This is a genomic window from Arthrobacter sp. GMC3 (assembly GCF_002929305.1).
Lineage (GTDB): Bacteria > Actinomycetota > Actinomycetes > Actinomycetales > Micrococcaceae > Specibacter.
The window spans coordinates 452,102-465,357 of record NZ_PJIO01000002.1 but is presented as its reverse complement, the minus strand read 5'-3'; the positions used below and the strand labels follow the sequence as shown (position 1 = coordinate 465,357).

General features: G+C 61.8%; 13 protein-coding genes, 1 tRNA gene and 1 riboswitch. Of the genes, 8 read left to right on the top strand and 6 right to left on the bottom strand.

What is annotated here, in order from left to right; all coding sequences use genetic code 11:
- Nucleotides 1–500: 500 nt before the first annotated feature.
- On the bottom strand, nt 501–1,766 hold the full coding sequence (locus CXQ94_RS05625; RefSeq protein WP_258066764.1) for an MFS transporter: 1,266 nt from the start codon (nt 1,764–1,766) through the stop codon (nt 501–503).
- Complete coding sequence (locus CXQ94_RS05620) at nt 1,763–2,272, bottom strand: MarR family winged helix-turn-helix transcriptional regulator (RefSeq protein ID WP_104087358.1); 510 nt, start codon at nt 2,270–2,272, stop codon at nt 1,763–1,765. Before CXQ94_RS05620 ends, CXQ94_RS05625 begins: the two co-directional genes overlap by 4 nt.
- A 192-nt stretch (nt 2,273–2,464) precedes the next feature.
- Nucleotides 2,465–2,645, top strand: a riboswitch (cyclic di-AMP (ydaO/yuaA leader).
- Nucleotides 2,646–2,759: 114 nt separating this feature from the next.
- Here CXQ94_RS05620 and CXQ94_RS05615 point away from each other — a divergent pair.
- Both CXQ94_RS05615 and CXQ94_RS05610 read left to right on the top strand, forming a co-directional pair.
- The gene (locus tag CXQ94_RS05615) at nt 2,760–3,389 is read left to right on the top strand and encodes a transglycosylase (protein ID WP_181034085.1); all 630 of its coding nucleotides are present in this window, start codon (nt 2,760–2,762) and stop codon (nt 3,387–3,389) included.
- A 30-nt stretch (nt 3,390–3,419) separates the two neighbouring features.
- Nucleotides 3,420–4,220 (top strand): SUMF1/EgtB/PvdO family nonheme iron enzyme, encoded by an 801-nt coding sequence (locus tag CXQ94_RS05610; protein ID WP_104087206.1) that lies wholly within the window; start codon nt 3,420–3,422, stop codon nt 4,218–4,220.
- A 210-nt stretch (nt 4,221–4,430) separates the two neighbouring features.
- Here the strand turns inward: CXQ94_RS05610 and CXQ94_RS05605 are convergent, their stop codons facing one another.
- Nucleotides 4,431–6,050 carry an MFS transporter gene (locus CXQ94_RS05605; protein WP_104087205.1) on the bottom strand — a complete coding sequence of 540 codons (1,620 nt, stop codon included), beginning with the start codon at nt 6,048–6,050 and terminating at the stop codon, nt 4,431–4,433.
- Between the two features lie 103 nt (nt 6,051–6,153).
- Between CXQ94_RS05605 and CXQ94_RS05600 the strand changes: the two genes are divergently transcribed.
- Nucleotides 6,154–6,657, top strand: a complete 504-nt coding sequence (locus CXQ94_RS05600) for a MarR family winged helix-turn-helix transcriptional regulator (protein ID WP_104087204.1) — start codon at nt 6,154–6,156, stop codon at nt 6,655–6,657.
- A 161-nt stretch (nt 6,658–6,818) separates the two neighbouring features.
- Here the strand turns inward: CXQ94_RS05600 and upp are convergent, their stop codons facing one another.
- Nucleotides 6,819–7,457 carry a uracil phosphoribosyltransferase gene (upp, locus tag CXQ94_RS05595; RefSeq protein ID WP_104087203.1) on the bottom strand — a complete coding sequence of 213 codons (639 nt, stop codon included), beginning with the start codon at nt 7,455–7,457 and terminating at the stop codon, nt 6,819–6,821.
- A 22-nt stretch (nt 7,458–7,479) separates the two neighbouring features.
- Between upp and tadA the strand changes: the two genes are divergently transcribed.
- Both tadA and CXQ94_RS05585 read left to right on the top strand, forming a co-directional pair.
- Entirely contained in the window at nt 7,480–7,974 is a 495-nt protein-coding gene (gene tadA, locus CXQ94_RS05590) for a tRNA adenosine(34) deaminase TadA (RefSeq protein ID WP_258066760.1), read from the top strand.
- Between the two features lie 87 nt (nt 7,975–8,061).
- On the top strand, nt 8,062–8,505 hold the full coding sequence (locus CXQ94_RS05585; RefSeq protein ID WP_104087202.1) for a hypothetical protein: 444 nt from the start codon (nt 8,062–8,064) through the stop codon (nt 8,503–8,505).
- 11 nt (nt 8,506–8,516) lie between these two features.
- Here CXQ94_RS05585 and CXQ94_RS05580 read toward each other — a convergent pair whose 3' ends face one another.
- Entirely contained in the window at nt 8,517–9,698 is a 1,182-nt protein-coding gene (locus CXQ94_RS05580) for a winged helix DNA-binding domain-containing protein (protein ID WP_258066758.1), read from the bottom strand.
- Between the two features lie 92 nt (nt 9,699–9,790).
- Between CXQ94_RS05580 and CXQ94_RS05575 the strand changes: the two genes are divergently transcribed.
- Nucleotides 9,791–9,880, top strand: a tRNA-Ser gene (locus CXQ94_RS05575).
- Between the two features lie 122 nt (nt 9,881–10,002).
- Here the strand turns inward: CXQ94_RS05575 and CXQ94_RS05570 are convergent.
- Complete coding sequence (locus CXQ94_RS05570; protein WP_258066757.1) at nt 10,003–10,818, bottom strand: excalibur calcium-binding domain-containing protein; 816 nt, start codon at nt 10,816–10,818, stop codon at nt 10,003–10,005.
- Nucleotides 10,819–10,967: 149 nt separating this feature from the next.
- Here CXQ94_RS05570 and CXQ94_RS05565 point away from each other — a divergent pair, with 149 nt between their 5' ends.
- Together CXQ94_RS05565 and CXQ94_RS05560 are read left to right on the top strand one after the other, a co-directional pair.
- Nucleotides 10,968–11,705 (top strand): response regulator transcription factor, encoded by a 738-nt coding sequence (locus CXQ94_RS05565; protein ID WP_104087200.1) that lies wholly within the window; start codon nt 10,968–10,970, stop codon nt 11,703–11,705.
- Entirely contained in the window at nt 11,696–13,246 is a 1,551-nt protein-coding gene (locus CXQ94_RS05560) for a cell wall metabolism sensor histidine kinase WalK (protein ID WP_104087199.1), read from the top strand. Before CXQ94_RS05565 ends, CXQ94_RS05560 begins: the two co-directional genes overlap by 10 nt.
- Nucleotides 13,247–13,256: the final 10 nt, after the last annotated feature.

Here is a 13,256-nt window from a genome sequence, read left to right as displayed (position 1 = left end):
TCCGGGAACCAGAACTAAATGCCCAAAATCGGGCTGGCCAGGGGCCGAAAATGCCTAAAAATAAATGGTCGGGCTAGGCCTGCATTCGACATGGCCGCAAGATCCGTCCGGATGTCTGGACAAGGACAGTTGCTGCGGCTGCAGAATTCACTGAATGGGTGTTCACACTAGCCAGTGTCCTACGTAACAATCGGATCTTGCAAGTAACAAAGGGGCAAAACGTCCATTATTTGAGATCTAATATCAATTTGTGACGAATGCCACAATGTATCTTTGATCTCAGTTGCACCACAAATGACGCTTTGTGTCAAACTTATTGAGCATATTTGGCGAATCGCGCGCCATAAATTCTATGACATGGCGGTTTTGGATAAATATCTTCAATCAGAAAATATGCACGTCTATGATGCCCCTTGCAAGCGATCTGCGGCGTTCAGTTTACTTCCAGACTTTTACGGTACGTAAACAAAAGTTAACTCACATTTAGGTTCCCGCGTGGCTTACCGGTGCATCACGCGGGCAAAGGTCAGAGGCCGGATGCCGTGGACCTGATCCCTGAAGCGCACATGGTTGCGTCGATTCATCATGACGAGGGCTATCACGGCACAGGCCACCGCCACCACGGCGCCGATTCCCAACGACCAGCGGGCCCCAAACTCGGTGGCAATCCACCCGACCAGTGGGGCGCCCACGGGTGTTCCACCCTGCAGGACCACCATGTAGACAGCCAGGACACGTCCACGCATGGCCGAGTCGGTGGTCAGCTGGACGGTGGTGTTGCAGGCGTTCAGGAACGTCATTGATGCCACTCCCACGGGAATCAGGGCAAGGGCGTAGAGGGCATAGCTGGGCATGAAGGCGGCAATCGCAACGGTGACGCCGAATAAGAACGCTCCTCCCACTATGTAAACCATGCGCATGTTTTTGCGCCGCGCCGCCATCAGAGCTGCTGCCAGCGTGCCGACGGCCATAATGGAGCCCAAAAGCCCATACTCTCCGGGGCCCAGATGAAATACTGTGGTGGCCATCAGGGCGTTGGTGATCTGGAAGTTCATCCCGAAGGTGCCCACCATGAACACCAGGAACATGATCATCATCAGATCCGGCCGTTCGCGGATGTAGCTAAACCCTTCCCGAATCTGCCCCTTGGCCCGCGGTACCTGCACCGTGGGCTGCAGCTCGGAAACGCGCATGCGCCACAGGGAAATAATCACGGCCAGAAAGCTTGCCGCATTGATAAGAAAGGCCGGGCCTGTGCCAAAGAAGGCGATGACCAGGCCTGCAACCCCGGGGCCTGCCAGGCGGGCCAGATTGAAGGAGGCGCTGTTAAGAGCGACGGCGTTGGGCACGTCTTCCTTGCCGACGACTTCTGAGACAAACGCCTGACGCGACGGGGCATCGAAGGCGCTGGCGACTCCAAGCAGAAACGCCAGCACATATACGTGCCACAGTTCCACCGTATGGGTGACGACCAGCAGGCCCAGGACGAGTGCGCAGAGTCCCATGGCGGTCTGGGTAAGCAGCAATAGTTTTCTCTTATTAACCCTGTCCCCCAGCAGGCCAGCAAAGGGGCCAAGGAAAACTATGGGCAAAAATTGCAGCCCAGTGGTGATGCCGGCGGCAGTTCCGGAATGGTTGGTCAGGATTGTCAGGACCAGCCAGTCTTGGGCCACACGCTGCATCCAGGTGCCGATGTTGGAAACCAATGCCCCGGTCACCCAGAGCCGGTAGTTGAATACCTTCAGGGCGCGGAACATGGAATTCATGAGCTGCTCATCTCCGTCAGGATCAGAGCGGCTTGGTGGAGTGTGGCCCGTTGTTCGGTTGTCAGGGCGGATACCCGCTTAGCCAACCACTCCGTCCGCCTGGTGCGGGCGCGCTGAAGCGCCTCGGTTCCGGCTGCCGTAATTTGAACCAGCACCTGCCGCCTGTCCTGCGGATTGGCCTCGCGTGTCACGAAGCCGGCGGCGGCAAGCCCGTTGACAATTCGGGTCATGGAGGGGGCTTGGATTTGTTCCCGGTCTGCGAGCTGGCCGGAGGTCAGGGGGCCGTTGAGGACACCCACGAGGACCGAGTATTGTCCTGGGCTAATTTCCCGGGACGCGCCTTCAGCCCGCAACCGGCGGGAGGTGCGCATGACTGCTACTCGCAATTCGGCGGCAAGGACTCCTGCGCCCACTCCGCGTGGTTGCCGCTTTGCTTCCCCCAGCGTGCCTTGAGCTGCGGCGGGAGCTGGTTTCGTCGTCGTATTTTCCGCTGAAATTTGAGTCATCATCTGTATCTGTCCACTGAAAGAGTTTCGTATCTCGTATTCCTTAGCCTAGGTCATTAGCATTGCTAAGTAAATATCCCTTCTGTTATCTCCGTTACCAAAATGTGACATACGCGGGTTGTTTGCGTACTGTCTTAAGAAGCGCCTGCCGAAACACCATCGGTTCCATGGCGCAAATGGACGGTTCGCCGAGCTCTGCCGCCGCCCATTTTCCTCATCACACTGACGGCAGAGACGGGGGACCCAATCATTGCGGGCCTCCACCTTGGAAGTCCTTGGGGTTAAGCCACGGCTTGAAGCAGATTCTGCTTGGGCCTGGCCGGATGCTCTAATCCGTTCCCGACAGCTCACCTCGCAGGCGTAGAGAGGCTCTATCTTTATGTCCGCAACGCCTTCGCGTGGCCGCCGCCGCGCCGATTCTGTCCGCAAAATTTCCCGCCGAGAAGTCCGAAGCACCGGGGCGCCCAGCACCACGGGATCCCACAGCATGTCCCGCCCAGGGGGCCCGGCAAAACGTATGGCTGTGGTGGCCATCGCAGGAGCACTACTGGCTAGCGGGGGCTTAGCCCAGGCCGCTGCCCACAATGCCCCAGGCGACTTCGCAGCTGCGAGTTTGACCTCGGTACTGGCATCCAAGACCGAGGTTCCGGCAGCAATATCCGCACCCTCCGATGCGACGATTGCCTTTTCAAAAATCCAGGTCGGTTCCAGCACGGCATCCACCACCGCCCCCACGGTGAAGAGCGAAGCCGACGCAGTAACCCCGGTCCCAACGGCTGCGCCGGCCCCGACCCCCGCAGCCCCGGTGGACGACCCAGCCGCTGCTAAGGCCTTCGCCGCGACGGCCTTAGCCGCCCACGGCTGGGGCGCGGATCAGATGAGCTGCCTGACGCAGCTGTGGGAACGCGAATCCAGCTGGCTCACGTCCGCAGAAAACCCCTCGAGCGGGGCCTACGGAATTGCCCAATCATTGCCGGCCAACAAGATGGAAAGCGTTGGCTCGGACTGGTCCACCAACGCCCAGACTCAAATCACGTGGGGATTGACCTACATTGAGGGCCGCTACGGCACGCCCTGTGGCGCGTGGGGACACTCGAACGCCGTCGGCTGGTACTAAAAACCAGCACGCTAGGGAACACTAGGTGACATGGCTAAAAATGTCGCCGGCTCTCTAGTTCCGGACAATCTTGGGCTGGTGCACATTGCCGCCGGAACCCAAGAGGTGCGTGATGCACGCGAGGGAACAACCCGCAGCGTGCTTCTGCGACCGTTCGAGCTAGGCCGGACGCCCGTCACCGAAAAAGTGTGGCATGCCGTTTTGGGCAGCGCGCAAACGCCCTCCAGGGCGCCTGCTCACCCTGTCACGTGGTTCGATGCAGTGCGGTGGTGCAACACGGCATCATCGTGTGCCGGGCTGAAGCTTGCCTACCAGATTGACGGCCGCGACGTCGACTGGGATGTCGCGGCGGACGGCTACCGGCTTCCCACGGAGGCGGAATGGGAGTGGGCCGCCCGCGCGGGGAGCCTCTCCCCCACGTATGGTGCACTGGCCGAGATCGCCTGGACAGCCGCCGATCAGGTGGACGGCGCCCAGGAGGTGGCACTCAAGGCACCCAACAATTTTGGCCTTTTCGACACGATCGGCAACGTGTGGGAATGGTGCTGGGACTATGCGGATACGGCCCGCTACGGGGACTACAGGAGCCTTCGCGGGGGCGGCTGGGCCGATCCGCAGTGGAGCGCCCGCGCCTCGGTGCGCCGGGGCAGCGCGCCCGACGCTGTCCTTGAAGACGTGGGCTTTCGGGTGGCTCGCGGTGCCGCGGGTGACGCCGGCACCCGCGCCGCCCAGGGCTGGTCGGCGGAAGCCGACCGGGTGCGGGCCGATATTCGCGGCCCGCGCCCCATCGGATGGACGCCCTTGCGCAGCCTCCTCACGGACCGCGACTAGGCGACGCGTTCGGCTGCGCTGACGACGGCGGTTCCTCGCACGCTCTGCGCCCAGGACGGCGCCAACTCGCGAAACGCCTGACAAGTTACGCCGTCGTCGCGGGTTGACGCCGCCCTAGCGGATTGACGCCGTCGTCGCGGGAACCACCATTGAATCCGGCATCAGCTTTGCCCCTTGCTACCCCGGCCTACGGCGTTCGTTGGCAACAGCTCATTCGCCCCCCACGGTGACTGGCTTCTCGAGCTGCTCCTGGGCGTTCGGCTTGCTCGGAATGAGCAAGGTGGCGATTACCCCGATGACGAGGAAGCCGGCCGCAAGGTAGGAGCCAATTGCGATCGCGTGGGTCATTGCTTCCCTGGCGGCGTCGGCCACGTAGGCCGTTTCCGGGTGTGATGCGAAGGATCCGATGGCGGCTCCGGCACTGTCGGTGACCGCGCTGCTGAGTTTGCTCGCATCAGCACCGGAGAGGCCGGCGTCGGTCAGCTTGCCATGCAGGGTACTTCCCATGGAGGAGAAGAACACTGTAGTTAGCGCGGCGATACCGAGTGCAGAGCCCAGCTGGCGGAAGGTGCTCTGGATACCCGAGCTCTGACCGCCATCTTCTTCTGGAACATCCGCCAAGACCACGTTGGTGACCTGCGAGGTGGCAAATCCGACGCCGATACCGTAGAAGAACAGGACCAGGGCGATGAACCACCAGTTCGCGTCGGTCAAGGCCGCGACGAGGCCGAGCCCAGCGAGCCCGACGACTTCAAGGATCAGGCCGATGCGCACCAGCACCAGCGGGGAGACGCGCTCGGACAGCGGGAAGCTGATGCCGCTGGCAACGAAGCTACCAATGGCGATGGGGACAAGAGTTGCCCCCGCTTCCAATGGGCTGTAGTTGAGCGTGAACTGCAACCAGAGCGGCAGTACGGCGATGATGCCAAATTCGCCAAGCCCGATGATCAGTGTTGCGATGTTTCCGTTGCGGAACGAAGAGATCGAGAACAGCTTCACGTCCATGAGTGGCTGGTGTTTGCTGTTCCCGCGGCTGATCACCACCTGACGCCCGATAAATACTGCCAAGAGCACCACTGAAAGCATTAGAGCGACGAACGCTGGCGAAAGCCCGGAATCCCAGGTACCACCAAACAGCGAGAATGGTTTCTTGCTCGTCACCCAGCCGTAAACGCGCCCCTCGACCAGGCCGAACGCCAGCAGGCCCAGCCCGAAGATGGAAAGGACGGCGCTCATGCCGTCCACGCGGCCTTGCGAACGCTGAGACTGGGGCAAGAAAACGACGGCGATAACCAAGATGATGATGACGAGCGGGATGTTGATACCAAACGCCCACCGCCACGACGCGTGTTCCGAGAGCCAGCCGCCCAGCACCGGGCCAAGCGCGGTGGCCGCGCCAATGGTGGAACCCCAAACGGCAAATGCCTGGCCTCGGGCGGGCCCCGTGAACATGGTGTTCAGCAAGGCCAATGACGTCGGCAGAATCGCGGCCGCACCGATGCCTTGCAGGAAGCGGGCGAGAATCAGAATTTCGCCGTTGGGAGCCAGCCCGGCCAGGAGGCTGGTCAAGCCGAAGATGACAACACCGGCGATGAACACGGCTCGGGCACCGCGAAGATCGGCTATTCGGCCGGAGACTAGCAGGAGAGCCGCGAAGACGATCGCATATGACTCCTGAATCCACTGTGCCTGACTTGAATTGATGCCCAAGTCATCGATCACCGATGGGGTGATCACGTTTACGATCGTGGTGTCGACCACGATGAGTGCCACGCCAAGGGCGACGGCGATCAGCCCTATCCAGCGACGCGCATTTGTTGAAACTGCCATGACGCACTCCTTCTAGTTTTATGGTGGAATGATTTCATCATAGAACAACTTCACCATTTGATAAAGTGGAGCGCAGTATGGTCGCCGATCGAGAGGGACTGCCATGAAAGACCCGGCTTCGACCGACGAGTTCGTCCACCAGCGCGATCGCCTCAACGAGGCGCTACGGGCATACGGCGCCAGCTATACAGAACTTGCCCGCGAATTCGCCGCCAGTGAGGGCCTTCACTCAACAGATGCGGTTGCCCTGATTGAGATCCTGGCAGCCGAGGAACGCGGCACACCCCTCTCTCCCGCGCGGCTAAGTGACAGGATCGCACTTACCGCGGGTGCCACCTCGACCCTGCTAAACCGTCTGGAGCTGGCCGGCCATATAGTTCGCAGCCGGGTGCACGCCGATCGTCGCATCGTCACCTTGCACTCGACGCCGAACATTCAGATCATCGCGGACGAGTTCTTCCAGCCCCTCGGTGAACGCATCGCCGCGGCCATGGCCAAGCATCCCCCGGAGCTGCTGGAACAGTTTGAGCATCTGCTCGGTGACCTGCGGGTGACCATGGAGGACTACATCGCCGACGCCATCGCGGCCCGAGAAAGCCCAAAATAGGCGACGGGGCCCACAAGCCATTCGGCTCAGGCAACCGGCCCAGTCTCCTAGAACTCGAGTCGGCAAGGCCCGCCGTTAACGAAAACGGGGGCAACTCGTGGGAGCGGCGCTAAGTTACGCCGTGCCCACGAGTTGCCCCCGTCTTCAGAAAGTTGGTGCGGTTAGTCGACCACGCCGTACAGGCGATCGCCGGCGTCGCCCAGGCCGGGAACGATGTAGGAGTTCTCATCCAGTCCTTCATCGATGGAGGCCAGGACAATGTGAACGTTGTCGCGGTCGCCGTGGGCGGCCTCGAGCTTGGCCAGGCCCTCGGGAGCGGCCAGCAGGCAAATGCAGGTGATGTCGGCGGCGCCGCGGTCAAAGAGGAATTTGAAAGCCTCGATCAACGTGCCACCGGTGGCCAGCATGGGATCCAGGACGTAGACCTGGCGGCCGGTCAGGTCCTCGGGCAGGCGTTCGGCGTAGGTGATGGCCTCGAGGGTTTCCTCGTTACGGGCCATGCCCAGAAAGCCAACCTCAGCAGTCGGGAGGAGCCGGGTCATGCCCTCAAGCATGCCAAGGCCGGCGCGCAGAATGGGGACCACCAACGGTGTGGGCTTGACCAGTCCGGTGCCGATGGCGGAGGTCACGGGGGTCTCGATGTTGACGGGTTCAACCCGGACTTCACGGGTCGCCTCATAGGCCAACAAGGTGACAAGTTCTTCAGTCAGTTGACGAAAAATGGGGGACGGAGTGTTCTTGTCCCGCAGAACGGTCAACTTGTGGGCAATCAGCGGATGATCCGCAACCAGTACGCGCATAGATAAAAGCTACCATTGAGCCGTGCCCTCCACACCGAATTCGCGCCCAATCGAGACCACCACCACGGCTTTACACGCCCAGTGGATGGGCTTGGCCCTCTCAGAAGCCCTGCGCGCCCTCGATACTTCCGATGTTCCCATCGGTGCCGTGGTCCTGGGGCCCGACGGCGGGATACTCGGTTTAGGGCGCAACGAGCGTGAAGCCCATGGCGATCCGACGGCGCATGCCGAGGTCGTGGCCATCCGTGAGGCGGCCAAAAAACTGGGCACCTGGCGACTGGAAGGTTGCACGCTGGTTGTCACGCTTGAACCGTGCACCATGTGCGCAGGGGCCATCGTTCTGGCCCGGGTGCCCCGCGTCGTCTTTGGGGCCTGGGATGAGAAGGCCGGGGCCGCAGGATCGGTGTTTGATGTGCTGCGTGAGCGCCGACTCAACCATTGGGTGGAGGTTTTCCCCGGGGTCCGTGAGGACGAATGCGCCGCACTGTTGAAGGACTTTTTCAGCGGGCACAGATAGTCCGTCTGCGCTTGGCGTGGCCGCTTGGTAGAGTCGGCTCCCGAGCCCGAAATCTGGGCGGACGACTATATTTTGCGAGGATGATCAATGACTTCATGGCGTGATTCCGTGACCGAGGCGGCACAAGATGACTTGGAGGAACTGCTGAACTTGGCGTTGCCTTTTGCCCACCAGTGCCTGGCCAAGTACGGCGAGTTCCTGCCGTTTGCCGCGGGCATTGGCACCGATGGCAAGCCGGTTTTCATCATGGCCCAACCCCGCCAGGAGGAGAATCCGGAATCCACGGATGTTATCGCCGATTGCTACCACGGCCTGTCCGAGCGCCGGGAGGAGCTCAGGGCCTCCATTGTGGTTTCAAACGTCTCGCTGAGGAATCAGGGCACCGATGCCATCCACCTGGCGGCCGAGCATGCCGAAGGGGTCTCGCTGAGCATTGTGCAGCCGTACATGCTGGCCGGGGACGCCCCCCAGGTTGGGGAGATGAGCGTTTCGCTGGGCGAACAGATCGTGTGGCGCGACTCCGGACAGTAGCGCCCTGTCGGTCAGGAGGCCCCGGCTTCGTCGATGGCGTCGATGCGTTTTTGCCTGCTCGACGGCGAGTCCAGGCTGAAGCTGCGGAAGTCACCCAGGTCTTCTCGAATGAATTCTTCGACCTCCTTGATTCGGTGTGTCACCGCCTTGGTGGGGCCGTTGAAGAGCCAGTGGGCGATCCGCTCGTTGGCGGGATCGTACTGCCACAGGCCAATGATGCGGCCACGGTCAAGGATGGGATGGTCGGGAAGGTCTGCCTGGAGCGCAAGCCTCTGGGTGAGTAACTGGCGGTCCTGGTCTTCTTCGGCAAAGTGGTCTGCGGCGTTGCGCCGGAGCAGGAAGAGCGCGTCCGTCCCGGCGAGCAGCTGGATTTGTTCCTCTCGCGGCGCCGTGTAGTTCTCCCGGGCATCCACATCCGCGGGCAAAAGCCATAGCCCATCCACTTCCACGGCACCGGTTGCTGTAAGCGCAGCCTTGGTCTGCGCCACGGTAAAGGCGGTGAACCATTGGGTTTGTTTGAGAGTGGCCCCACCGGTCCAGCCCAGATACCGTTCCATGAGCGTTGCCCGAGCGTGTTCGTCCGATTCTGCTGACGTTCCCAGACCCCACGCCGTATAGGCATAGCGTTGCTGATCCAGCCTGCCGTTAATGGGCACGCGCCTTATGCGCCCGTCTGCCTGGAGCAGCCCGAGCACGGTGGGCAACGTGGTGGAGGCACCCTTCTTTTTGCCTTCCTCGCCGAGGCTTCGCACGGCGTCGCCAAGTTGGTCTTTGAGCTGTTTGGGGTCCAGGGCGCCGGTTCCGGTTTTGGCAGCACTCTGGAGCAGTTGCAGGGTTTTCGCCTCTAGCTGGTCGACTTCTTGGCGGGGCACACCCAACTTATCCAGGATCTTCACCGTGGACTCCGCGGCGCCCCGGCCCAGGGTCAGACCCCAAGCGAAGTGGTCGGCGCCCAGGACGTAGGTGCAGCCGCGCGCCGTCGGAAGTTCATGGATGCGCACTGCGGCAACGTCGGCGTCGGCAGCCTCCCTGCGGATCCCGGCGCGGGAGAAAAGTGTCAGGTAGGGATTGGCCCCGCCCACGGATCGGGCCCATCCCGCTTTGCCGAAGATTTCGGCGCTGGTGCTGCCCGCCAAAGATCCATCCAGGCCTTGTCTGTGCCAGCTCCAGGCGCGCTGTGTTGCTGTATCCATGTGCTTATCCTGCACCATCGGGCAGACATTTAGAGCCGGCTGGAAACCCTCATTTTTGCTGTAGCGCTCTTAGCCGGTATTGTTGACGCGTTGGTGACGTGTCCGAGCGGCCGAAGGTGCAACACTCGAAATGTTGTTCAGGTGAGAGCCTGACGTGGGTTCAAATCCCACCGTCACCGCCAATAAGGAAGGCGTCCACATCGCAAGAATTTACAGCGATGTGGACGCCTTCCGACTTTAACCTTTCAGCGATAAATCCCCGGCCAACTACCTCGACAAGAGACCTACCTTGAAACTCGGGCGCCTACTTCTCGCAGGCGATGCCGTCTTTGTCACCATCGAGCGCAAGACGATATCCGGACTGGCCCACATACAGGGGCGCAGCGCCAGCAGCCTTCGCGGCCGCGCAGTTCTTGTAGTAGGCGTCAGGGGCTGCGGGTGCCTGCTGAACCGGGGCAGGCTGTGGCTTCGCGGCCTGCTGCGCCGCCACCCGGGCAGCCTCGTCAGCCGCGGCTTGGTCAGCCGCCGCCTTATCCGCAGCAACCTTGGCCGCCTCTGCTGCAACAGCGGCGGCTTTGTCGTCCTCAATCTTCTTGGCCGCTGCTTTGGCAGCTTCCGCCTTTGCCGTGACAGCGGCGCGCTCCGCAAGAAGTTCCTTGGAACGGGTTTCTGTCATCCAGACCAGTGTGCCGTCATCGCCGACCGTACAGGTCAGTGCGGTACCAGATTCCTTTTTGGACTCCGCCGCCGTGGTGCACTTGGTGAACAGCACGCTCTTGGCCGATGGGCTGGGCGAGGCCGACGTCGTCGCGGTCGGAACCACCTGCGACACCGGTTCGGTGGCCGGCATTGTTGTGGCCGTAACAACCGATCCAAGCACCAGGACGGCAACTCCGGCCCCCACGGCCATTCCGCCCGCCTTGCGGCCAGGCAGCCCGAGCCACGACCGGCGTCCGGATACCACCGTATAAAGAGCGGTCAAGATGGCAAACAAAGCAAAGAGGACAATCCAAGCCCCCAGCCCGCCCATGATGGCGAAGATGACTAGCAGCAAAACCCAAACCGCCACCGTGATCCAAAACGACTTTGTCGGCCGCCATTTAGCCGCGCGTGGTTTCATAACTTTTGTATCCAACAAGATGTTCCCCAATATTTTTGTGCGTGATGAAATGAACGGATTTATTGGATCCGCACACGAATAGCATAAGACACAGACAACACTCAGGAACCATCCAGTAACTCTCAGGACAAGCGTCAGAGAATGGACTCATGTCCCATTCACTTCCCGCATCCGGCCTCACGAAGCTCACCCGCCCAGGCGGCGAGCCCATCCGCGCCCTCGTGGTCGATGATGAACCGTCGCTGGCAGACCTAATGCGGATGGGGTTGGAGTTGACTGGCTGGGAGATCGCCGTCGCCTACGACGGCCAAAGTGCACTCAAGATCGCCCGCTCCTTCCGCCCCGACGTGCTGGTCCTGGATGTCATGATGCCGGGCATGGACGGCGTGGAGCTTCTGGGCCGGATGCGCACCATCTACCCGGACATCCCGGCGCTTTTCTTGACGGCAAAGGACGCTGTGGCGGACAGACTCACCGGCCTGCATGCCGGCGGCGACGACTACGTGACCAAGCCGTTCAGCATGGAAGAGGTGCTGCTGCGCCTGCAAAGAATCGTCCAGCGCGCCGGCGTCACCGCCCCCAATTCGGCCGAACTGAAGGTCGGGGACCTCACCCTGGACCGGGACACCCGCCAAGTCTCACGGGCAGGCGCCGAGATCACCTTGACCAGCACCGAATTTGAGCTCCTGCAGTTCCTGATGGAAAACCCGCGCCACGTCTTGAGTAAAACCCGCATCCTCGACCGCGTCTGGGACTACGACTTCGGCGGCCAAAGCAACATCGTGGAACTGTACATCTCCTACCTGCGCAAAAAGATCGACGCCGACCGCGAACCCATGATCCACACCGTCCGCGGCGCCGGATACGTCATCAAACCATGCGAGTAAAAGACAGCCTCACACACGCCGGATCCCGCCTCCTGCACCCCGGCACCTGGCACCTGCGCACCCGCCTGGTAGCCCTGATGCTGGCACTACTCACCGTCATCTGCGCCCTCGTGGGCCTGGTCAGCTACACGACCACCAGTGTCACCCTCAACAGCCAGCTGGACTCAGCCGTCAACGCGGCAACACTACGCACCAGCCAATTCTTCGCCGGCCCCAACGGTGGCACGGCCGGCTCACCCCGTGACCCGCTCAACGCCAGGGCCACCAGCGCCGGCCAGCTCAGCGCAGTCCTGAGCAACGGCGTCGTCCATTACGCCGGAATCCTTGCCCCCTCAGGCTCCCGGCAGGAACTGACCAACGCCGACGCCCTAGTTCTGGCCGAACTGCCGACCACCAGCGCCTTGACCGACAGGAACCTCTCGATCGGCAGCTACCGCTTGCAGGCCACGGGGCTGCCCACTGGCGACGTCCTGATCACCGGCCTGCCGCTCGCCGCCACACAGCAAACCCTCGCCAGGCTGGTCCTGTCCATGGCCCTCGTCTCACTCGCCGGGCTGGCTATGCTGGGCCTGGCCGGCACCTTCATCATTCGCCGCAGCATGCGCCCCCTGGAGCAACTTTCAGAGGTGGCAACCAAGGTGGCCCATTTGCCGCTCGACGCCGGAGAAGTCGCCTTGAGCGTGCGGGTTCCGGACAGCGCCGCCCATTCCGGGACGGAGGTTGGCAATGTAGGCAACGCCTTTAACGCCATGCTCGATAACGTCTCCCACGCCTTGCAGGCACGCCAACGCAGCGAGACCAAGGTGCGGCGCTTCGTGGCCGATGCCAGCCACGAACTGCGTACACCGTTGACAGCCATTCGCGGCTACACGGAACTCTTGCAAATGACCGAGCCGCTGAGCCCCGACGGCAAGACCTCCCTGGGACGGGTCACAGCCCAATCGTTGCGCATGAGCCGGCTGGTGGAGGATCTGCTCATGCTGGCCCGTCTCGACGAGGGCCAGCCGCTGAACCTGCACATGATTGACCTCTCGCCCCTGGCAATGGACGCCGTCAGCGACGTTCGCGTCAGCGCCCCCGACCACCACTGGAACGTTGAGGTACCCGACGCACCCGTCAATGTTTTGTGCGACGACGGCCAAATCAAGCAGGTGCTACTTAACCTCCTCTCCAACGCCGCCAAGCACACCCCTGCAGGGACCACAGTGCACACCAAGGTGGCCGTGGAAGCTGATGGAACCGCCGTGGTACAGGTCAGCGACGATGGGCCAGGTATTGACCCGGCGTTCAAGGATGTCATCTTTGACAGGTTCTCCCGGGCGGACAAGGCCCGTACAGGCACCCACGGCAGCACCGGATTGGGACTGAGCATTGTCCAAGCCATCATGGCCGCTCACCAGGGCAGTGTCAGCGTCACCAGCAAGCCCGGAAAAACAACGTTCACGCTGCGCCTGTCACCGGGAACGGCCACGCCGGCGCCCAAGCCGTCGGCGTCCACACAGAGCCAAGTTCAAAGTCAGGCAATTTCCTCGATAGGCTAGGACGGTCGGC